Annotated in this window: 20 protein-coding genes; 6 read left to right on the top strand and 14 right to left on the bottom strand. The window is 71.6% G+C overall.

Translation table 11 applies throughout. The annotated features are described in order from the left end of the window. Positions 1–411 precede the first annotated feature (411 nt). The 4 genes from OIE69_RS36505 to OIE69_RS36490 all read right to left on the bottom strand — a co-directional run bounded on the left by OIE69_RS36505 (position 412) and on the right by OIE69_RS36490 (position 3,536). Positions 412–1,416, bottom strand: a complete 1,005-nt coding sequence (locus OIE69_RS36505) for an ABC transporter permease (protein WP_326579006.1) — start codon at positions 1,414–1,416, stop codon at positions 412–414. Beyond that, positions 1,413–2,333 (bottom strand): ABC transporter ATP-binding protein, encoded by a 921-nt coding sequence (locus OIE69_RS36500; protein WP_326579005.1) that lies wholly within the window; start codon positions 2,331–2,333, stop codon positions 1,413–1,415. The genes OIE69_RS36505 and OIE69_RS36500 overlap by 4 nt, the downstream gene beginning before the upstream one ends. A 41-nt stretch (positions 2,334–2,374) precedes the next feature. Then, on the bottom strand, positions 2,375–2,635 hold the full coding sequence (locus OIE69_RS36495; protein ID WP_326579004.1) for a hypothetical protein: 261 nt from the start codon (positions 2,633–2,635) through the stop codon (positions 2,375–2,377). A 262-nt stretch (positions 2,636–2,897) separates the two neighbouring features. Beyond that, positions 2,898–3,536, bottom strand: a complete 639-nt coding sequence (locus OIE69_RS36490) for a hemerythrin domain-containing protein (RefSeq protein WP_326579003.1) — start codon at positions 3,534–3,536, stop codon at positions 2,898–2,900. Between the two features lie 72 nt (positions 3,537–3,608). Here OIE69_RS36490 and OIE69_RS36485 point away from each other — a divergent pair, with 72 nt between their 5' ends. After that, entirely contained in the window at positions 3,609–4,232 is a 624-nt protein-coding gene (locus tag OIE69_RS36485; RefSeq protein WP_326579002.1) for a TetR/AcrR family transcriptional regulator, read from the top strand. 9 nt (positions 4,233–4,241) lie between these two features. Here OIE69_RS36485 and OIE69_RS36480 read toward each other — a convergent pair whose 3' ends face one another. The 4 genes from OIE69_RS36480 to OIE69_RS36465 form a co-directional block, all read right to left on the bottom strand. Then, entirely contained in the window at positions 4,242–5,108 is an 867-nt protein-coding gene (locus OIE69_RS36480; RefSeq protein ID WP_326579001.1) for a helix-turn-helix domain-containing protein, read from the bottom strand. Between the two features lie 227 nt (positions 5,109–5,335). Further along, positions 5,336–6,688 (bottom strand): hypothetical protein, encoded by a 1,353-nt coding sequence (locus tag OIE69_RS36475; protein ID WP_326579000.1) that lies wholly within the window; start codon positions 6,686–6,688, stop codon positions 5,336–5,338. A 9-nt stretch (positions 6,689–6,697) separates the two neighbouring features. After that, entirely contained in the window at positions 6,698–7,699 is a 1,002-nt protein-coding gene (locus OIE69_RS36470) for an NAD(P)H-dependent flavin oxidoreductase (protein WP_326578999.1), read from the bottom strand. 96 nt (positions 7,700–7,795) lie between these two features. After that, a complete protein-coding gene (locus OIE69_RS36465; protein ID WP_326578998.1) occupies positions 7,796–8,665 on the bottom strand; it encodes a helix-turn-helix transcriptional regulator in 870 nt (289 codons plus the stop codon). A gap of 166 nt (positions 8,666–8,831) precedes the next feature. On the opposite strand from OIE69_RS36465, the gene OIE69_RS36460 reads away from it, so the two are divergent. Further along, a complete protein-coding gene (locus OIE69_RS36460) occupies positions 8,832–9,887 on the top strand; it encodes an NAD(P)-dependent alcohol dehydrogenase (RefSeq protein WP_326578997.1) in 1,056 nt (351 codons plus the stop codon). 118 nt (positions 9,888–10,005) lie between these two features. Here OIE69_RS36460 and OIE69_RS36455 read toward each other — a convergent pair whose 3' ends face one another. Continuing rightward, positions 10,006–11,304, bottom strand: coding sequence for an MFS transporter (locus OIE69_RS36455; protein ID WP_326578996.1), 1,299 nt, complete (start codon positions 11,302–11,304; stop codon positions 10,006–10,008). A 279-nt stretch (positions 11,305–11,583) separates the two neighbouring features. Here OIE69_RS36455 and OIE69_RS36450 point away from each other — a divergent pair, with 279 nt between their 5' ends. Further along, positions 11,584–11,787 (top strand): hypothetical protein, encoded by a 204-nt coding sequence (locus tag OIE69_RS36450; protein ID WP_326578994.1) that lies wholly within the window; start codon positions 11,584–11,586, stop codon positions 11,785–11,787. A gap of 19 nt (positions 11,788–11,806) precedes the next feature. Here the strand turns inward: OIE69_RS36450 and OIE69_RS36445 are convergent, their stop codons facing one another. Continuing rightward, positions 11,807–12,022 carry a hypothetical protein gene (locus tag OIE69_RS36445; protein ID WP_326578992.1) on the bottom strand — a complete coding sequence of 72 codons (216 nt, stop codon included), beginning with the start codon at positions 12,020–12,022 and terminating at the stop codon, positions 11,807–11,809. A gap of 82 nt (positions 12,023–12,104) precedes the next feature. Then, a complete protein-coding gene (locus OIE69_RS36440) occupies positions 12,105–12,488 on the bottom strand; it encodes a winged helix-turn-helix transcriptional regulator (RefSeq protein ID WP_326578990.1) in 384 nt (127 codons plus the stop codon). Between the two features lie 288 nt (positions 12,489–12,776). On the opposite strand from OIE69_RS36440, the gene OIE69_RS36435 reads away from it, so the two are divergent. Beyond that, positions 12,777–14,471: a SpoIIE family protein phosphatase gene (locus OIE69_RS36435; RefSeq protein WP_326578988.1), complete on the top strand. Its 1,695-nt coding sequence runs from the start codon at positions 12,777–12,779 to the stop codon at positions 14,469–14,471. A 239-nt stretch (positions 14,472–14,710) separates the two neighbouring features. Next, positions 14,711–15,259, top strand: coding sequence for a hypothetical protein (locus OIE69_RS36430; RefSeq protein ID WP_326578986.1), 549 nt, complete (start codon positions 14,711–14,713; stop codon positions 15,257–15,259). Between the two features lie 110 nt (positions 15,260–15,369). Here the strand turns inward: OIE69_RS36430 and OIE69_RS36425 are convergent, their stop codons facing one another. The 3 genes from OIE69_RS36425 to OIE69_RS36415 form a co-directional block, all read right to left on the bottom strand. Then, positions 15,370–15,870 (bottom strand): SPW repeat protein, encoded by a 501-nt coding sequence (locus OIE69_RS36425; protein ID WP_392567611.1) that lies wholly within the window; start codon positions 15,868–15,870, stop codon positions 15,370–15,372. Positions 15,871–16,218: 348 nt separating this feature from the next. Then, on the bottom strand, positions 16,219–17,418 hold the full coding sequence (locus OIE69_RS36420) for an SRPBCC family protein (protein ID WP_326578982.1): 1,200 nt from the start codon (positions 17,416–17,418) through the stop codon (positions 16,219–16,221). 4 nt (positions 17,419–17,422) lie between these two features. Beyond that, positions 17,423–18,181, bottom strand: a complete 759-nt coding sequence (locus OIE69_RS36415) for a histone protein (protein ID WP_326578981.1) — start codon at positions 18,179–18,181, stop codon at positions 17,423–17,425. 571 nt (positions 18,182–18,752) lie between these two features. Between OIE69_RS36415 and trhA the strand changes: the two genes are divergently transcribed. Beyond that, entirely contained in the window at positions 18,753–19,325 is a 573-nt protein-coding gene (trhA, locus tag OIE69_RS36410; protein ID WP_392567610.1) for a PAQR family membrane homeostasis protein TrhA, read from the top strand. Positions 19,326–20,005: the final 680 nt, after the last annotated feature.

Raw genomic sequence — 20,005 nt, 5'->3', positions numbered from 1 at the left:
ATCGATCACTTCCTCGCGGTTGTCTTCACGGCAGGACCATCGGGTACCCGTGGGCACGCCGGTGAAGCGTCCATCCGGCCGGTCCATGCCCGGGGACGTCAGGGATCGTGCGGTCCGGGCACGCGTGACCGGGGCGCCCAGGCGGTGCGCCGACAACGACAGCGTGAAACCGGAACAGGGAGGTGAGTCCCCCGTGACCGTCAAGGTGTCCGACTTCGTTCTGCGATCGTGTTCACGCTCATGTCCAGCTCTCCTGATTCCTCGTTCCGCGGTGCGGAGCCCGGTCGGGCCCCGCACCGCTCACCACCAGGTTCGGCGTGGACACCGCGCCGATGAAGGCATCACCGATCCGGGGAGCGCCGGTCCCCCTCTGGGCACGCGGGGGCCTCCGAAGGGGACCGTCCGCGGTGATCAGGCCGGGTTGCGACGGGTCCACCACACGGACAGGGCGAGGAGCACGACGCCCAGCGCCAGGCACAGGCCCGTCGCCGTCCACTGCAGCGGCCAGAGGTCCGAGGCCGGGTGGTACTCCGACCAGCGGCCGGTGATGCCCCGGGAGGCGAGGCACTGCTTGATGTCCCCTGCGGCGTAGCAGTCCCAGGCCTCGGACACGCGGTGCCCCTCCTTGGTCAGCGGGCCGTCGGCCAGCTGCCAGGAGTCAAGGGGGGCCGGCGGTTCTGACGTGTGCTGCGCGTACGCCGTGCGGACGGGCCACAGGCGCGGCCGCACCGCTTCGAGGAGGGCGAACAGCCCGGCGCCGACGGCGAGGGTGGCACCCATCGCCAGGACGGTACGGCGCAGGACGAGGCCCAGGGTCGCCCCCAGCAGGTAGAACAGGACGCTCAGGCCGACGACGACGGGCCCCACCCCGTAGAACGGGTACCACTGGTGCCAGGGGAACATCGGCCCCATGGCCTTGGCCACCGGGTGCCACCACCAGGTCATCGCGGCCGCGATGACACCGCTGACGACGACCGTCATGGCGAGCGGCACGCCCAGCTTCGCCGCGAACCAGCGCATGCGGGTCACGGACTGGGTGGCCACCGTGCGGTACGTCCCCGACTCCAGCTCCTGCGCGAGCTGCGGCCCGCCCAGGAAGAGGCCGAAGAGGAACGGGAGCAGCAGCATGGCCTGGAGCGGCCGCCGCATCGGGAGCTGGTACTGCTGCCCGAAGGTGTTGAGGCGGCCGAGGCAGTGTTCGGAGAGCTGGTGGCCCTGGCAGGCGTCGAGGTGCTGCGCGGTGACGGCCGCCGCTATGTGCTGGTGCTGTACGAGGGCGTAGCAGGCGACCGCTGCCGCGACCGCCAGTCCGATCCAGAAGGCGGTGCGGTTCTGCCGCCAGATCAGCCAGGTCAGTCCGCGCAGTCGCGGTCCGCGGCGAACGGCGGTGCGGCCGCGGGTGGTTGCGGTGCTCATGCCGCCACCACCTCCACGCCGCCGTCGACCCGCGCGCTCGGGGTGAGGAGTGCGGGCGCGTCGGGCGCGCGCAGATAGCCGAGGACCAGTTCCTCCAGGGTGGGGGCGCGGTGGGCGGCGTCGGGCCGGGACGCGTGGGAGGTGCGGACGAGCGAGCTGTGGCCGCCCTCTCCGTCGGAGGTCGCGATGACCTGGTAGCCGTCCGGGACCGGCTCCTGCCGGTGGGGCCCGGTGAGCTGCCGGTGCTCGGCGAGGAGGAGGTCCACCTCGCCGGCCAGCCGGACTGTGCCGTTGTTGACGAGCACGAGGTAGTCGCAGGCGCTCTCCAGCTCGGAGACCAGGTGCGAGGACATCACGACGGTCGAGCCGTGCCGCCGGGCCTCGGCCTGGAGGATGTCGTTCATCTGGTGGCGTACCAGGGGGTCGAGGTCGGCCATCGGCTCGTCCAGGAGCATCAGTTGGGGACGCTTGCCCAGCGCGAGGGCGAAGGCGACGCGGGTGGCCTGTCCGCCGGAGAGGGTGCCGACCCGGGCGTTCATGGGGACCTGGCCGGCGTCGATGACGGACTCGGCGGTCTCCTGGTGCCAGGTGGGGTTGAGCTCCTGGCCCATGCGCAGGATCTCGCTGACGCGGAACCGCGGGTAGAGGGCCTTCTGCTGGCTGAGGAAGGCGGTGCTCCGTCGGGCCTGGACGCTGCCGGGACGGTGCCCCGACAGCGTGATCGTGCCGGTGGTCGGCGTGATCAGGTCGGCGGCCATGGACAGCAGGGTGGTCTTGCCCGCGCCATTGGGGCCGACGAGCGCGCACACGCGGCCGGCGGGAAGGCGGAAGGAGGTGTCGCGCAGCGCCCAGCCGCGGCGGTAGCGCCTGCCCAGCCCGACGGTCTCGATGGCGGGGACGTTGGGGGAATCGGTCATGACGTGTTGGCCCGTGTGATCTTCCTGTGCGTGTGCGTCGTTCAGCGGTCTTGGGCGGCCGGAGCCTTGCCGTGACGGAGGCGCCAGAACAGGGTGAGCAGCGCGGCGCCCACGACGAGGAGAACAAGGTGGGACAGGCCCGGGACGGTCTGGCCGGCGGCCCACACCGTCAGGTGGTCGAGGATGCGCTCGGTGAGCGGCACACCGCCCAGCAGGAGGAGTACGACGCCGACGAGGCCGGCGAGGAGCTGTGCGGGGCGCTGGGTGAGGGGAACGGATTCCGTACGCGGGGTGGGGTTCATGTCACCGAAGTTATGGCGCGTGCCGGCCACCGGGCTTCGGCAGAAAGTCTGCGTTCCGCGGGTGACGAAAGTCGCGGCGGGAGGCGCCGCCTATACCTTCGTCTATTGTTTCGCGGCGCCCTCCGGGCCTGCGCTCCCCGGCGTGCCCCGGTACGGATCCACCCACCCCGGCGTGTGCCGGGCGCGCCTCGGGCGCACCCTGGAGATGCGGCCCCGCTCCGGCTTGCCGAATCCGCCCTCGGAGCGGGGCCGCGCGGCCGGGTCAGGCCTCGGCGCCGCGCAGGGTCCGGAGGTCGTCCGCCGCCTGCCGGCGCATGGCGGGCAGGAGCGGCCGCACCGGCTCCGGCAGGGCCGCGAGCATGAGCCCGACCTCCTCGGGGGTGCCCACCTCGTCCAGGAAGCCGATCATGAGGTGGCCGGCGACGGGCGGCGTGGTGGCGATCACCCGCTGGGAGAAGTCCGCCCAGTACTCGGGCGTGACGTGCTCCCGCAGGGCGGGGAAGAGGATGGGCTCCTCGTGCGCCAGGTGGCTGTGCACAGTGTCGCGTACGGCGAGGGCCGCCTCGTGGAGCGCGGGCCGGCCTCCGTCGTCGTCGCTCAGTACGACGGCGGCGAGCGCGTCGAGGGCCTCGTCCAGTCGCTCGTGTTCCGCGCTGAGGTCCTTGAGCGCGTCCGCGGCGGCCGGCGAGGTCGCGACGATCTGCGGCCACAGGTCCTCGTCCTCGGTCTCGTGGTGGTGGCGCAGGTTCACCACGAGGAAGTCCCGCAGCTGGGCCAGCGTGCCCAGGGGCGCGGAGGGGCGGACGGCCGCCTCCGCCAGCAGGGCGGTGGCCACGCGGTGGACCTCGTGGGCGAGCCGGGTCTCGACGACGGACATGGGCTCTTGCGGGGAGTGGTTCATGAAGCGGAACATATTCATTAGAGGGAATTATTGTCAATATAATCACTTACGGTGGAGAGGTATGCTGCGCCGGTGACGAGCCGGAAGTACCACTCCCCCCTCCGCGCCCATTCGGCGGCCGCTACGCGCGAAGCGATCCTGGGCAGCGCGCAGGCGCTCTTCCTGGCGCGGGGGTACGCCGGGGTGACGATCGGGGAGATCGCGGAGGCGGGGAAGGTCGCCGTGCCCACGGTGTACAGCAGCGTGGGGAACAAGCCGAAGATCCTGGCGGCCCTGCTGGAGCCCGCCCTCACGGACCCCGCCATCGCCGAGTCGCTGGCCGCGGTCGAGGACAGCGACGACCCGCGCGCCGTGATCGCACTGACCGCCGAGGGCACCCGGCTCACGCACGAGCGCCACTGGGATCTGGTGTACGGGCTCTTCTACCGGGATCCGCCGGGGGAGCCAGCCGTCAAGGCGGTGCTGGACAAGGGGGCGGACGACTACGTCCAGGCCCTGACCCGGGTCGCGGACCGCCTCGCGGCGCTCGGCGCGCTCCGCCCGGACGTCAGCCGCGCCGAGGCCGTCGACCTGCTGTGGTTCCACCTCGGCCCGCACGCCTGGAGCACGCTCGTCGGTGAACGCGGCTGGGCCTTCGACCGCGCACAGAGCTGGGTCGCACGTGCCGCCTGCCGGGAGCTGCTCCAGGGGTCCTGAGGCGGCCGTTCAGTCCACGGGAGTCGTGGACAGCGACCGGTCCGCGGCCCAGGAGGCGAGCATGCGCAGCCCGTCGTGGGTGGGCGAGCCGGCCTCGGCGGTCCAGATCACGAGCTTCTGGTCGGGGTCGGTGGTGGCGGTCAGCGTGTCCCAGTCCAAGGACAGCTCACCGGCCACCGGATGGTCGAGCACCTTGGTCCCGACCGTGAGCGCGGCGACGTGGTGGGCGGCCCACCACGAGCAGAAGTCCGGGTCCTGCGCGGACAGTTCCCCGACGAGCGCGGTCAGCCGGGGGTCGCTCGGATACGTGGCCGCCTCCATGCGCAACTGGGCCACGCAGGAGCGGGCGATGGTCCCCCAGTCGGTGTACAGCGTCCGCATGGCGGGGTCCGTGAACAGGATCCGGGGATAGTTCCGGTGCTTCTCCGGAATCCTCCCGAAGTCGGCGATGAGCGCCGCCGCGAGCACGTTCCAGGCGATGACGTCCATGCGCCGGCCCAGCACCATGGCGGGGGTGGCCGTGAGGTCGTCCAGGAGGCGCCGCAACTGCGGCTGGACCTTCTGGCGGGTCCGGCGGCGGGGGCGCACGGTCTCCTTCCCGGCGAGGCCGAAGAGGTAGTCGCGCTGGTCCGCGTCGAGGTGGAGGGCCTGGGAGAGTGCGTCCAGGACCGGGGCGGACGCCTGGATCCGGCCCTGCTCCAGGCGCGTGTAGTAGTCGGTGGAGATCGCCGCCAGCCGGGCGACCTCCTCCCTGCGCAGTCCGCTCACCCGGCGGTTCCCCGCCCCGTCGGGCAGACCCACCGTCCGGGGGCTGAGCTCGGCGCGGCGTGCCTTGAGGAACTCACCCAACTCGTCGAGCTGTGCCTCGGGGGCCATGCGTCCAGTGTGGCACCGCCGCCGGGAGCGCCCAGGGGGTTCCCTCCCGGGGGGCCCGCAGTGGCCTTCGGCGTCGTCCACGCGGGCCCGGCCGGGCACCAGCACGCCGTCGGCCGGGCACTGCACGTCACCGACGCGCTCGGCACCGCGACGGCAGGGTCCTCCACCCCGGTGAGGAGCAGCACCGCGGTCCGCGTACGCGACACCGCCGGGCGCGGGCTCCGGGGTCACAGACCGGCGCCGGCCAGGATGCGGCGCATCCGGTCGAGCGGCAGGGCGGGGTTGGCGGCGGCCTCGTCGGCGACGTCGGGGGCCGGGTCGCAGAGGAGTCGTTCCAGCAACGCGAGCGTGACGCCCGGGTGCTGCGCGACCCCGCGGCGCAGGAAGGACTCCTCGGCGGCGGCGAGCCGTTCCAGTGCGGGCTCGGGGAGTCCGGGGTCCTCCAGGGCGACGCGACGCACGCCCGGATCGACTTCGTCGACGAACGAACGCAGCCTGTGGCGGGGAAAGTTGGGATGCTCGACGAGCGGCGGCCGTACGTGATCGCCGTGGGCGCGCACCAGCCGCTCCAGGACCGCCGGGGGCACGTCGGGCCGGCGGGCGGCGGCCCGGCGGACGCCAAGGTCCGGGTCGCCGTCGAGCCGCCGCCACGCGTCCCGCGGCAGGTCCCGGCAGGAGGCCAGTTCCGTCCGGAACGCCGGGTCCCGCCGGTCCAGGTGGGTCAGGCGCTCCTCGAGGGGCGCATCGCGCAGCCACCCCGGTGTGACGTCGTTCCAGTGCAGCGCCACGTAGGCCTCGGTGCTGCCGTCCGCGTGTTCCGCTTCGACGAGGGCGTACAGCCTGTCCCTGGTCCCGGCGTCGACATGTCGGCTCCGGGCGACCGCGACGCGGACGACCGGGTCGTCCGCGTCGACGAGGCGGGCCGCCATCTCGGCGGTCAGATGCGGGTTTCCCGCCACGGCCCGGAGCAGGCCCTCCTCCCCGGCACACGTCAGCTCCGCGAACTGCTCCCATGTGAGCGGGATGTGGCGCGCCACGTTGCCTCGCGTGGCGGGGTCGGCGAGGCACCGGTCCCACCAGTGCGCTGGGACACCCGGCTTCTTGTGCAGCGCAGCGGCCGCCCGGACCCGTGGATCCGGGTCGGCGAGCAGCGTCACCTGCACGGCGAGGGGCCGCTCCCACCAGGTCTGCGCGACCGCGGCACGCACCTTGGGGTCCGGCGCGGCGGCGAGTGCCGTCCGGGGCCGGCCGTATGCCTCCTCGATGCTGTCGATGCCGATCGGCACCTCGTTCTCCACCATGGAGCGGACGAAGCCGGCGGGCGCGTCTCGGATCGCCGGATCGGGATGCGCCTCGATCCTGCGGAGCATGTCCGGCGAGAGCCGGTCCCCGCGGAGGAGGAAGGCGCTGTCGCCGCCGTGCGTCAGCAGGGCCTCGACGACCGCGTCCGGCAGCCGCCCACGACGCAGATGCATCCCGTGCCGGCCATGGTCGTGCGCGGCCAGGCGCACCAGGACGTCGTCGGGTGCCGCCGGATTGCGCCCCAGACCGAAGAGTTGGGGATGCGTGAGGCTGGTCATGCGCCCAACCTAGCGACGCGGCAGCGGCTTTCCGTCGGCCAGCGCGGCGAGGACGGCCTCCGCCTGCCGCAGGACCCCGCGCAGGATGTCGCCTGCGGGGAGGACGTCGTGGACGAGTCCCGCCGACTGGCCCGTGAACGGCAGGTACTCGTCCCCGCGCCCGCGGCGGATCGCCGCCAGCAGGCGCGGTACGGCCTCCTCCGGGTCGACCCGCTCGGGGTGGTCGCGGAGGGTGTCCACGAATTCGGTGCGCAGGGCGCGCGGGACGCCGAAGCCGCCGGGACGGGAGTAGGGCGGGAGGATCCGGTCGCTGTTGAGCGCCTTGACGGCGTCCACCGCGTCCGCGCCGACGATCCGCTGCTTCCAGTCCTGGGAGACGTTCATCTCGGTGGACGCGAGGAACCGCGTGCCCATCGACACGCCCTGGGCTCCCAGGGCGAACGCCGCCGCGACGCCGCGCCCGTCGGCGATGCCGCCCGCGGCGACGACCGGGGTGTCGCCGGCCATGTCGACGACCTGCGGCACCAGGACCATCGTGCTCACGTCGCCGCCGTGCCCGCCGGCCTCGCCGCCCTGTGCGACGATCACGTCGGCTCGCGCGTCCAGGGCCTGCCCCGCCTGGCGGGCGTCGGTCACCTGCTGGATCCAGACGATGCCCGCGTCGTGGGCCCGGGCGATCAGGTCGGCCGGTACGGCGAGGTGGAACGAGATGACGGCGGGGCGCGCCTCGAGCGTGGCCTGGAAGGCCTCCTCGTCGAACGGCCGGGTCGTGTGGTTGATCGCGAAGGGGCGGTCGGTGAGTTCGCGCAGCCGCGACCACTGCTGCCGCAGCTCCGGCACGGTCCGCGCGGCGGTACCCAGGCTGCCCAGTCCTCCGGCCCCGCAGACGGCGGCCGCGAGGGCGACCTCGTCCCAGGGACCGAAGGGGGCGCAGATGACCGGCGCCTCGATACCGAGCAGTCCGCACAACGGGGTGTCGAACATGCCCACCTCCGGCACTGCGAAGATCACGAAGGCCTCAGCCGGCCGCCTTGATCTCTCCAGTATGCGCCTCCCCCACTGGCCCCAGGCGACGCAAGCCGATCGACCGGTGCGGTCGCACGGCCCCTACGGGCGGATGCGCTGGGCGTCCTCCTCCGCGGTGGGCGCGTTCCAGCTGGCCAGGATGCGCAGCTTCTCCTCCGACGGGGAGCCGCGGTCCGCCCTGAAGACGATGACGCTCTGACCCTTGCCACCGGGCAGGACCATCGTCTCGTAGTGCAGGCTCATCTCGCCGACCGTCTCGTTGAAGAACCGCTTCACGCCGTACGAGTGCTCGTAGAGCCGGTACTCCGCCCAGTACCGCGCGAAGTCCGGCGACGCCACCGCGATCTCCCCCACGAGCTGCTCCAGTGCGGGGTCCGCCGCCCGGTCCGCGGCGACCTGCCGCAGTGCCGCCGCCACCTGGGGCGCGATCTTGTCCCACTCGGGGTAGACGATCCTGGCCCGGGGGTCGAGGAACGTCCAGCGGGCGAGGTTGCGCTCCTTGACGGGCTTGGCGTCGAAGTCGTCGACGAGCAGCTTGGCGGTGTGGTTGACCGCCAGCACCTCCAGGCGCGGCCCGTGGACCATGGCGGGCAGGTCGAGCGCGTGCACCATGGCGACGACGCCCGGCCTGGCCTTCACGGGAGGCGGCGCCGAGGGGGTGGGCCGGCTTCCCGCGTTCCGTACCAGCGTCCTGAGGTGCGCACACTCCAACCGGTCGAGCTGGAGTGCCTTCTCCACCGCGCCGAGGACCTCCTCGGAGATGCGGCCGATCCGCCCCTGCTCCAGCTTCGTGTAGTAGGCCACGCTCACGCCGGCGAGCGCCGCGACCTCCTCACGCCTGAGCCCCGGTACCCGCCGGCTGCCGTGGCCGACGGGCAGTCCCGTCCGCCCGGGGTCGATCGCCGCCCGCCGGGAGACGAGGAAGTCCCGCAGGGCCCGCTCAGCGTCCATACCCCAGGTATAGCCGAGGCCCGCGCCCGTGGGGCGCCGAAGGTGGCTCCGCGAGTAGCACCCTCGGCACGGTCACGCTCCCCCTTCACCGGCGGCCCCGCACCTGGTGCAGTCGAAGACGGAAGTCCTGCCCGTCCGTCCGGCCTCGCCCCACCAGGAGACACGCATGCCCTTCACCGTTGCCGCCCTCGCCGCCGCCGGTCCCGACGCGCCGCTGGAGCTCACCACCGTCGAGCGCCGTGAGCCGGGACCCCACGACGTGGTCATCGACATCGCCTGCACCGGCATCTGCCACACCGACATCGCCCTCCTGCGCAACCACTGGATGGAGGGCCTGTTCCCCATGGTCCCGGGCCACGAGATCACCGGGACGGTCGTCGCGGCCGGCCCCGGCGTGACCCGCCACGCGGTCGGTGACCGGGTGGGCGTCGGCTGCTACGTCGACTCCTGCCGCGAGTGCGAGAACTGCCTCGCCGGTCAGGAGCAGCACTGCCTGAAGGGCGAGGTCCTCACCTACGGCGCGCTGGACTACGACAGGCGGCCCACGTTCGGCGGCTACAGCCGCAGGACCGTCGTGGACGAGAACTACGTGCTCCGCATCCCCGACGGCCTCGGCCTGGACGTCGCCGCGCCGCTGCTCTGCGCCGGGGTGACGATGTACGCGCCGCTGCGCCGCTGGGGCGCGGGGCCCGGCAGGAAGGTCGCCGTCGTCGGCATGGGCGGGCTCGGCCACATCGGCGTGAAGATCGCGCACGCGATGGGCGCCGAGGTCACCGTCCTCGGCCGGAGCCCGTCCAAGCGCGAGGACGCACTGCGGTTCGGCGCCGACGCCTACGTGTCCACCGAGGACGGCTCCTGGTTCCGGGACCACGGACGGAGCTTCGACCTGATCGTCAACACCGTGTCGGGCGGCATCGACACCAACGCCTACCTCGGCCTCCTGCGTCTCGACGGCGTGCTGGTCAACGCCGGTGTCACCGCTGAGGCCGCCACCTTCCAGGGCATGCTCCTCGGCGACCCGCGCCGGATCATCACCTCGACGAAGAACGGCGGCATCCGCGAGACCCAGGAGATGCTGGAGTTCTGCGCGCGGCACGGCATCGCCGCGGACATCGAGACCGTGCCGGCGGACCAGGTCGACACCGCGCTCGACCGCCTGGACCGCGGCGACGTGCGCTACCGCTTCGTGATCGATGTCTCCACCCTCGGTCAGGCCGGTTAGGGGCGAATCCGATGGCCCAGGTGGGCGGCCTCGCCAGGCACGGCGCCCCGCCCCCCTGATCGGTACCGACTGCACCGGAACCTTCCGTCAGGACACGGCCGGCCGGCTGCTGGAACGCTCATCCGTCGACGACCGGTCCTGTGCCCGCTGCCCGTGCGGCTTCAAGTGGCTCGGTGACATCCGGGACAGACCGGCGCGACACGTCAAGCGCTGTCGCGGCGGACAGCACGACCGGGGCGGCGGCAACGGCGAAGCACACCGCCAGGGGCATACGCCCCACCAGCAGTCCGGCCGCGGCCGTCCCTCCCGTCGAACCGGCGTTGAAGGCGGTGTTGACCCACGCGCCTGCTCTGGTGCGGGCACCCGGACCGGCGCACTCGTCGGCGATCAGATACGCCGTCGTGATGGCCGGGGCCACGAACAGCCCGCCCAGCGCCACCCAGGCGATGAGGACGTAGGGATGAGGCGAGAGGCCGGTCACCGCCAGAACGAGCCCCAGGGCGAGCGCCAGCGATGACAGCCGGAACCGGCTTGAGGCGCGCCACTGGACGGAGCCGTAGACGAGGCCGCCGACGGCGCTGCCTGCGGACAGCGCCGCCAGGACCCAGGGCACCACGTGGGAGGCCTGACGTTCGTCGGCGAAGGCGATCACAAGGAGATCCAGCGCCCCAAGGCTCGTACCGAGCCCGGCAGTCACGGCGATCGCCTGCCCCAGCCCGGGGGTGCCCCCCTGCCGGCCGGGGGTCACACCCGGGGGAACGTTCCCGGACGGTGCCGCTGACGCCGCAGCGGCCTTGCCCCGGTACCCCAGACTGCGGGCCGCCGGGGACGCCGCCAGCATCAGTGCCCCGGCCCATACGAGGGCGGCGCTCACGGCAAGACCCACCCACGGCGCGGCGACTTTCACCAGCACGCCCACCAGCAGCGGCCCGGTCACGAACAGAAGCTCCTCGGCCACACCGTCCAGGCTGTACGCGCGTTGCAGCAGCCCCCGGTCGGGGACCAGGGCGCTCCACAACCTCCTCATCACCGGACCGAGCGGTGGCGCACTGGCACCGGCGGCTCCGGCAAGGACGCCCAGGAGGACTCCCGACGCGCCTTCCCTTGCTGTCGCGAGGGCCAGCCCGGTCAGCAGCACCGCGTAGACGGCGGCCATGGGAGGCAGTACCCGGCGCGGCCCGTACCGGTCGACCAGACCGGCGCGGGCAGGGGAGAGAAAGACGCTGGTCAGCCCGAACACAGCCATGACACTGCCTGCCACGGCGTAGGAGGCAGTCGCCTCCTTGACCGCCAGGATCAGGGACAGCGAGACCATTCCGTAGGAGAGCCGGCCCAGCAGCGCGGCAGCGAACGTGCGGCAGGCATAGGGGGTCCGCAGGACAGCCGCATACGACGAGGCGGCGACAGACGACGACATGATCATGTTCCTCGGGGAAGACAGCGCCGGACCGGCGGCGCTCACGCGTGCATGGGCAGCGAGGACCGCGCCCAGCGGGGCGCGGCGGCACTGACTCCTATGCACGGGAGAGGAACATGCGGGCGAACATAGCAGTACGGCAGCCGCGAGGGGTAAGGGCCCGCGAAAGTGGCGCGAAGCGACCGGTCTGCCGAAGGCCGGTGGACGGCCGGGCCGGTACGCGGGGCGCGCGGATCCGCCCGCGATGCGTCCTCGCCGGTGACTGGGCAGGCTGGGAGCATGCGCACCGAGGGGCCGCCGGTGGTCGTGGAGCCTCCGGTCGACGGCCGAAGGGTCGTGATCCGGGGCGACTACTTCGGCACCGCGCACTGTCTGACGGACCTGCTTCGGTTCCTGTGGCTCGCCGGGTACGACGCCGGCACGGTCAGCCTGACCGACCCCGGGCAGGTGGAGTGGCGCGGGGGCGGTCCGGAGGCGTGGTGAACGCGGCGGGCGAGCGGGCTCAGTGGGGCGAGACGTAGCGGGAGCCGGGGCGCAGGCGTACGGCCCTGGCTCGTTCCGGGGCGGCGATCCGGCCGTCCTGGCAGTCCGGACAGAGTTCGTGCCGGCCCTGGTCGGTGACGACGGTCCCCCAGCCGAAGCACGGTCGGCATTCGCGGGCCAGGTCGACGTTCGCGCGGGGAGTGGGGCTGGGGATTCCCTCGGCTCCTCGGATCATGTGGCACCCCTCTGTACTACCTCCGGAGATTTTGCGTGATTATTACCCATTCGATAGGACATACACCCATTCCGGGTCATTTTTATCCGACGCGGCCCAGCCGGCGCGCGCTCCACTGCGCCAGCGGCTGCAGGACCGCGACGAGCGCCTGGCCGTCGGGGGCGAGCTCGTAGCGGACCTGCACGGGGGTGCTGGGGATGACCGACCGCGCGATGAGTCCCTCGGCCTCGAGCTCCTTCAGGCGCTGGGCGAGCAGCCGGTCGGAGATGCCGGCGATGACGGCGCGGTACTCGCCGAAGCGGCGCGCGCCGCGCGACGCCGCGAACAGGATCGCCCCCGTCCAGCGGCGTCCGACGAGCTCGACCGCGCCCCGGAAACTCGGGCACGCCTCGTCGTGGACCGAGCCGCGCTCCAGGCGAAGTGCCGACGGCCGGGGGGTGGTCGTCTCGTGGGATCCCGTGGTCATCCCTCGGAGCGTAGCCATGGGCGGTGGCGGGAGCGGGTGTCGTGCCTGGTCCTGCCGCTACCAGGACGGGGCTTCCCCGGCAGCCGGGGACGGGCGGGCGGCCGCCGTGGTCGTGGTGGGGCGAAGGGCGCCACCCAGGGGACAAAGATCGGGAGCCCGGCGTTTCGTCGTGTCGGCCACGGTCGGATCCCCACAGGCGAGAGCATGGAGGGGACGGTGGTTGTCCGCACGGTGTCCTTGGTACGGACCGACGCTGTGCGGCGAACAGGGGCAATCTTGGAGGGCACGGTGTCGGACGATGCCGGCGGGGGTCGGCAATGGGCGGCCCAGCCTGGTTTCTGGCGGCAGGTCGTCGAGCAGTTGGGGGCGTCACTGGTCGTGCTCGGCCCTTCCGGGCGCGTCGTCGCGGCCAACCCGGCCGCCGAACGGCTGCTGAGCCGCACCGCCGACGCGATGGCCGGCGAGGACTTCCACGACCTCGTGCACCGGCACGCGGACCGTGAACGTCCCGATATCCGGTGCAGGTTGCTCGAAGCACTGACCCACGCCGGTGAGGCCCACGCGGACAGCGACAGGTATCTGTGCGGTGACGGCAAGCTGGTCGAGGTGTCCTGGTCCGCCGCGCCCGTGACGGACGGCGCCTCGTTCGAGGGGACCGCGATGCTGTTCGCCGGCCTCTCCGACGACCGGACTGGACGTACCGAGCACATGCAGGCGTTGGAGGGCCTGACCGGCCGGCTCACGCTGGTCGCAGAGATCACCGCGGTGCTCGGCCAGACCCTTGAGACGGACGAGGCGCTCACGCGCCTCGGGCGCCTGCTGGTCCCCGGCCTCGCCGACTGGGTGGTGGTCGACCTGCTCGTCGGTGACGACGAGACGCACCGGGTGGCTGTCACCGGACCCGACGGCCGCGACCGTGGGCAGGAGGGCTGGCGCGCCCGCCTTCCCTTCGCGGGCGAGTCCCGTTCCCCACTGGTCCAGGCCGTGCGCGGGGCGGTGCCCGTCCTGCAGGAGCAAGCGGGTACGGCGGCACGGCCGGACTCGCCGCTGGCCGCCCTTCACAACGGCTTCCTGCAGTCGGTGGGTGCGGCGTCGGCGCTCACCGTGCCGCTGGGCTCGGGAAGGCGTTCCACCGGGGCACTGACCCTGGTCCGCACCGACCCCGCCTTCCCCTTCGGCAACGACGACCTGCAGGTCGTCGTGGACATCGGCCGCCGGGTCGGCCAAGTCCTGGACAACACACGCCGGTTCGGCCGCCAACGAGACGTCGCCGAGGCCATGCAGCGGAATCTGCTCACGCCCCTGCCCGAGTCAGGACGGCTGCTCATGGCCGCCCGCTACCAGCCAGCACCCGCCGCGTCCCAGGTCGGTGGCGACTGGTACGACGCGTTCCAGCTCAAGGACGGTGTGACCGCGCTGGTCATCGGCGACGTCGTCGGCCACGACCTGACGGCCGCCGCGGGAATGGCCCAACTCCGGGGAATACTGCGGTCCCTGGCCTGGGATCGCACCGAACCCCCCAGTGCGGTCGTCGACCGCCTCGACGACGCCATGCCCGTGATCACCACCGTCCCCATGGCCACGCTCGTCCTGGCCCGCGTCGAGGGCCCCCCGGACGGCCCCTGGACCCTGCGCTGGACCAACGCCGGACACCCCCCGCCGCTGCTGCTCACCCCGGACGGCCACGGACGGTACCTCGAGGACGCACGAGGCCCACTGCTGGGCGCCCGTCTCGACGCCGGGGACCGCCGGCCCGACGCCACCACGCCCCTGCCGCCGGGGTCCACGCTCCTGCTCTACACCGACGGCCTCATCGAACTGCCCGGCTCCGACCTCGACTCCGGCCTCAGCCGACTCCGTCGCAACGCCCTGGCACTCGCCGAGGAGCCGCTGGACGCATTCTGCGACCAGATCCTGACCCGCATGCCCCCCGGCAACGTCGACGACATCGCCCTCCTCGCCCTGCGTGTGCCCCCCGCTTGAGAGCCGGCCTGCCGGTGCCAGGCACCCGACATCACCCCTTCGGCTACCCGGCGTGCGCAAACGGGCACCGAAAGTGATCCTTGCTGTGGGTTCGACGTCCCTCGTGACGGTCCCCGCCGCGTACTGCGGGGTGGGCGGCACGGGCCGCCCGCAGAGAACCCATACCTGGAGGTGACGTGTTGTACCGAATAACCAGGCCCATGTCATCGGCACAGCGACGCTACGGCCGAGTCCGCGTGATGACGATCGCCGCGAGCGCCGCACTCGCGTCCTGCTTCGTGACGGGCACGGCGTTCTCCGCGCCCGCGGCAGACGGCACCTCGGCGGCGGCCGAGACCGCGCAGGGCGTCCAGCAGCGGTCCGTGCACCCGTGCTACCAGTACCCGACGTACCCCAACTACCCCAACTACTGCCTGAACCGTCCGGGCATCCCCGGCCCTCCCGGACCGCAGGGACCGGCCGGTCCCGCGGGTCCCCCCGGCCAGACCGGGCCCGCCGGGCCTGCCGGACCCCAGGGCCCCGCCGGCCCTCCGGGTACCGGTGGCGGGCTCTCCGGGGCCCACACCCTGGTCGCCACGTTCACGGCGGACGGCGCCGACCACACGCTGTCCTGCCCCGCGGGCGAGTTGGCCATCGGCGGCGGATTCCAGGTCACCAGGGCCACGATCGTGACCAGCGTCCCGTTCGCGAACCCCTCCACCGGGTGGACGGTGAACGCGGTGCCCGCCGGACTGGCGCCCAACACCGTGACCGTGGTCGTCGCTTGCGCGCTCGCGGCCACGCCCTGACGTGAGCCGACCGAGCCCGGCGCACCGTGCGGTGCGCCGGGCTCGTCGATGCCCGACGGTGCCCGGTCACGCGGGCGGGAGGCGTCGCCGGCCGAGCCAGATGTGCCCCGCTACGTCCTGGGCGGGCCCCCCACCGGGTCCGGCGAACCCCGACGCTTGCGCAGGGCGCTGTCCGGACGGAGCGACGCCGCCGCGAGAGCCAGAATCAGTCCGATCACGCCGACGATGATGTTGTTGGTGATGGTGCGGGTGGTACTGACGTTGCCCGTGACACACCATGGCGAGATGATCACCCACAGGGCGATGATCGCTGCCACCCAGGCCCTGGAGTGGGTCCGCTCGAAGCCGCGCCCCACGCCCCCCATGAGCAGGGCATACGCGATACCGGCGACGAGGTTGCTGACGGCTATCGTCGACAGCGCGTTGAAGCCGAACAGTGCGTTGAAGCCCACGATCCACGGTGACGCAGCCAGGTATATGCCTGTGAGCAGGCCCATCGCCTCTATGACCTGGCCGCGATTGGTCGCCGTCGCACGCTCGTAATCCGCGCGAAGTTCCAGCAGGTCGGGGTGCTGTTCAATGCCGGGTTGCGTCCGAGACATACGGACCATCTCCGTTCATTTCGAACATTCTCCCTATCCCCATACCCGGATGTGCGCATCCGAGTCCGGTCTTTTTCGACCCGGCACGGCGGCCGTCCCCGCGCCGTCCACGAGGCAGGGGGGCAGGGCCTCGCGGCGGGGGCACAGGCGCTCTGCCCGACCCCAGGCCCTGCACAGGGGGACCGCCGTCGGCTTCCCGTGCAGCCAGTGTGTGGGCCGGGCGGGCCGACGCAGGGGACCTCGGCATGAAGGCCCCGCTGCCGCCCAAGGCAGGCATAGCGCGGGGCGCCAAAGGCATCGAGGAGAAGCCGGAGGCCCCGGTCCGGCGTCCGGCGCCCGCAGCCTGTAGAGCCGGCTTCATCGCCGCCGCCCACGGCCTCCACGCGCCTGCCTGGAGGAGCGATCAGGCGCTCGGCCTTCGTCCTCCTCGTCTTCGTCCTCCCCCTCTTCGTCCTCCCCCTCTTCGGCCTCCTCGTCTTCGGCCTCCTCGTCTTCGGCCTCCTCGTCTTCGGCCTCCTCGTCTTCGGCCTCCTCGTTTTCGTCCTCCCCGTCTTCGTCCTCTTCGTCTTCCTCGGGGTACTCCTCTTCCTCCTCCTCTTCGTCCTCGGGGTACTCCTCTTCCTCCTCCTCTTCGTCCTCCGGGTACTCCTCCTCCCCTTCCTCTTCGTCCTCCGGGTACTCGTCCTCCGTGTCGTCCTCGTCAGGCTCCTCCGAGCCTTCCTCGTCGGCAGCCTGCTCTTCCTCCTCGATGGCTTCCTCGTGCGTGCGGACCACTTCGCCGTCGCGAATCTCGCCGCGCCAGCCGTCAGCTTCCTCGTCGGTAAGGGTCACGTAGCGCAGGAAGTGCTTGAAATCCAGACGTAGACGGCGCCCTTGGGCGCGCCAGATGTTTCCGGTCTTCTCGAAGAAGCCAGAGGGGTAGTACTCGACCACGAGCACGATACGGGTGAGGCTGGGCGCCAGTTCGTGGAAGCTCACGCAACCGCGTGTCGTGCCCTTGGCACCCTCCGAGGTCCACACGATGCGTTCGTCCGGCACCTGCTCCTGCGTCGTGGCCTTCCACCCTCGCGTCGACGGGCCTACTTTGACCTTCCAGTCGCTGTCCGTGTCCTTGCCGCGTGACGCACTGCGGACGCCCTTGGTGAAGGTGCTGAACTTCTCGTACTGGGTCCAGTGGTCGTAGGCGAACCGCAGCGGCACACCCACGTCCTGCGCCTCGATGATGTTCATGACCTTGGACGTGCCGGACTTTCGGCCCTTGCCGCCTCCGCCGCCGAAGGCCTCCTTGACCTTGCCGACGACGCTGTCCTTGACGCTTTTCGCCTTCTCGCCGATCAACGCCTTGAACGGTGAATCACCTTGGAGCATCCGCAGCCCCGCCTTGGGGAGCACACCGCCCCCGTCCGCTACGCCTTGGAGCCCGCTGGTGACGTCGCCGAGCTTGTCGCTGGCCTTGTCCGCCAGATTCTGCACCTGCGCACCCAGGAAGTCCGTGAACGCGCCGCGCAACTGGTCAAGCCCCGAGCCCTGTTCGCCTCCGCCTGCCGTGCCGGCCATGGGCCTACCTCCGCCGTGTGGATGCCTTCTTCGCCGCCGTCTTCTTCGCCGCCGTCTTCTTGGCCGCTGCCGTCCTCTTGGCAGGCGCGGAGGACTTCTTCGCCGCTGCTGTCCTCTTCGCGGGCGTCGTCTTCTTCGCGGGCGCCGTCTTCCTCCCCGTTGCCCCCTTGGCCGGTGCCTTGCGGGGAGCCGCCTTGGCGGGGCGGCGAGTTCCTCCACGGCCGCGCGCACCCTCATCCCGGCCCTCGTCCGTCCTGCGGCCTGTCCTGCGACGCCTGGGCTCAGGCTTCTCCGGCTCCTCCTCTTCCATCTCCGCCTCACCCTGGGAGGTTTCCTCTTCCCCCTCCTCCTCGGGCTCCTCTTCTTCCTCTTCTTCCGCGTCTTCGGGCTCCTCTTCCTCCTCGTATTCCTCCTCCGGTTCTTCCTCGTCTTCCGGCTCCTCTTCCTTGCGCTTTCCTATGCGCTCAGTGCGCGCTTGCAAGGAGTCGGCCAACTCGGAGAGCTTGCGGTCGGCAACTGCGCCCATCGCCTGACGGCCGGCTTTCAAAGCCTCGCCGCGCAGCTGCTCGCTGAGCTCTTCGAATTGAGGAAGTTCGCGCAGCCTCTTGACCCCTTCCGTCAGCAACTGTTGGGGTTCGAGGCCGACTCGGCGTCCGGCCAGGTAGGTCGCGATGCCGAAGGCCAGCCGCCCCTTCTTGGTCCGGCCGAGGATGTAGCCCCCGGCGACCGCGACAGCAAGAGCGACTTTTGGTACGTCATTCATCAAGTGTCCCTTCGGGAGGGTGACCGAGCTGGTGCTCCGGCCCGGCGCCCGAGCGTCGGGTACGCGGGCTCGCTCGTCAGGGCGAAACGTCTGAAGGGGGTACCGGGCAGCGGCCGCGCTGCTCGCTCCGCTATCTCCAGTCTGGGTTGTTACGTCAGCCGGCGCATGCGGAGAGCGGAACCCTATGGGGGCCGCCACAACATGCCGGCACGACGCCCAGGTGATCACGGGGCCCCAGCGACGGCAGCGCCCCAAAGATCCCTCCCGCCTCGCCACCTCATGCGCCGGTGTGTGCGGGCTCCTAGCATGGGACGTATGTGCGCAGATGACGTCCAGCGACCGCTGAGGCGGCCGGACTTCACGGCCTACACCGTGCCCACCGGCGCAGTTCCTGCTCACAGCTCAAACGGAACGCATGAACAAGCGGTCGGCCTCGCCGAGGCAACCAGAAGGGGAGCCGCAGGAGCCGCCCACCAGGACGGTGAGACGGCCGAGGCCGCCGCCGAGACCATGGAGCCGTTGAAACCGGAGGCTGCGTGGATGGTTGCACGCCGGCATGCTTCCGGCCTCAATGATCGCGGGCATCACACTGATCTGCCTCGCGCGCACGACCCCGACGGCACTGGCCTGTGGAATCTACTCCGCCTCCGCGTGGCTGCTGTTCGGCACCAGTGCTGTCTACCACCGCGGCACCTGGGGTCCTCGCGAGGAGACGGTCCTGCGTCGGCTCGACCACGCCAACATCTTCGTGGTCATCGCCGGCACGTACACGCCCCTTGCCATGGCCCTTCTTCCCCAGCACAGACGAGCCGTCCTGCTGGGGCTCATGTGGGCCGGCGCCTTCACCGGAGTCGCCTTCCGGGTGCTGTGGGTGGGAGCTCCCCGCTGGCTGTCCACCCCTTGCTACCTTGCGCTCGGCTGGTCCGGCGCCTTCCTCCTACCGGACTTCATGCACGTCGGCGGGGCCGTGGTGGCATTCCTGATCGTCACCGGCGGAGTTCTGTACACCGCAGGTGCAGTGGTGTACGCGATGAAGCGACCTGACCCGTTTCCGCGCTGGTTCGGATTCCACGAGGTCTTCCACACCTTCACCCTCGCTGCTTTCACGACCCATTACGCGGCGATCGCCCTGGCGGCCGTGTGACCAGCCCACATCATCAGAGGCACCGTCGGTCCTTGGCTGCCACGTGTCCTACGCGCGTGCGGCGTCAGCGCGTCCCGGACTCCTGTGGGCCCGCTCTGTCCAACGGCATTCGACCTGTGGTGCCTGGCGTGCGCAGCAGGGCCCGTGGAGCGTAGCGTTGAAGGTGTCCGCCGGGCTGGTCGTGTGAACCGACCACGCAGCCCGGGCCCCAACCGGGCGGGCCCAGGCTCTGTCCGCAGCGTCGCCCCCCCTTCATGGCGTGTCGCACCGTGGCTCGCCGTCCGCGGGGGGATGTACGCCGTCACGCAGGAGTGAACCCCGGCTCTGATCAGCAGCGACAGGCCTCTACGGGAGGAGTTCATGGCCGTACACCACCGTGTGGTGCGGATTCCCAGCGGAAGTATGGGCCGCGCTCGCCGACGGCTCGCGTTACGGCGAGTGGGTCGTCGGCCTTGGACACCCTGATCATCCTCGATGAACCTCCGCTGCGGAGCCCTGGCGGGTTTCAACACAACGCGGCGCTTGACGCGTTGCGCGTGCCGGCGCTGACCGCATCCCGAGGTGCCCCTGTGCGCGGTGCGAAGAATGCCGACCGGGGCACCGATGTCCTGGAGGGCTGCACCGGCGCCCCCACCGGCAATCGTCTTCCTTGTGCCCGGGAACGGCCTCCTGGTGGCTAC

The organism is Actinacidiphila glaucinigra (assembly GCF_035918135.1).
GTDB classification, from domain to species: Bacteria; Actinomycetota; Actinomycetes; order Streptomycetales; family Streptomycetaceae; genus Actinacidiphila; species Actinacidiphila glaucinigra.
This window is presented reverse-complemented; position numbering and strand designations above follow the sequence as displayed.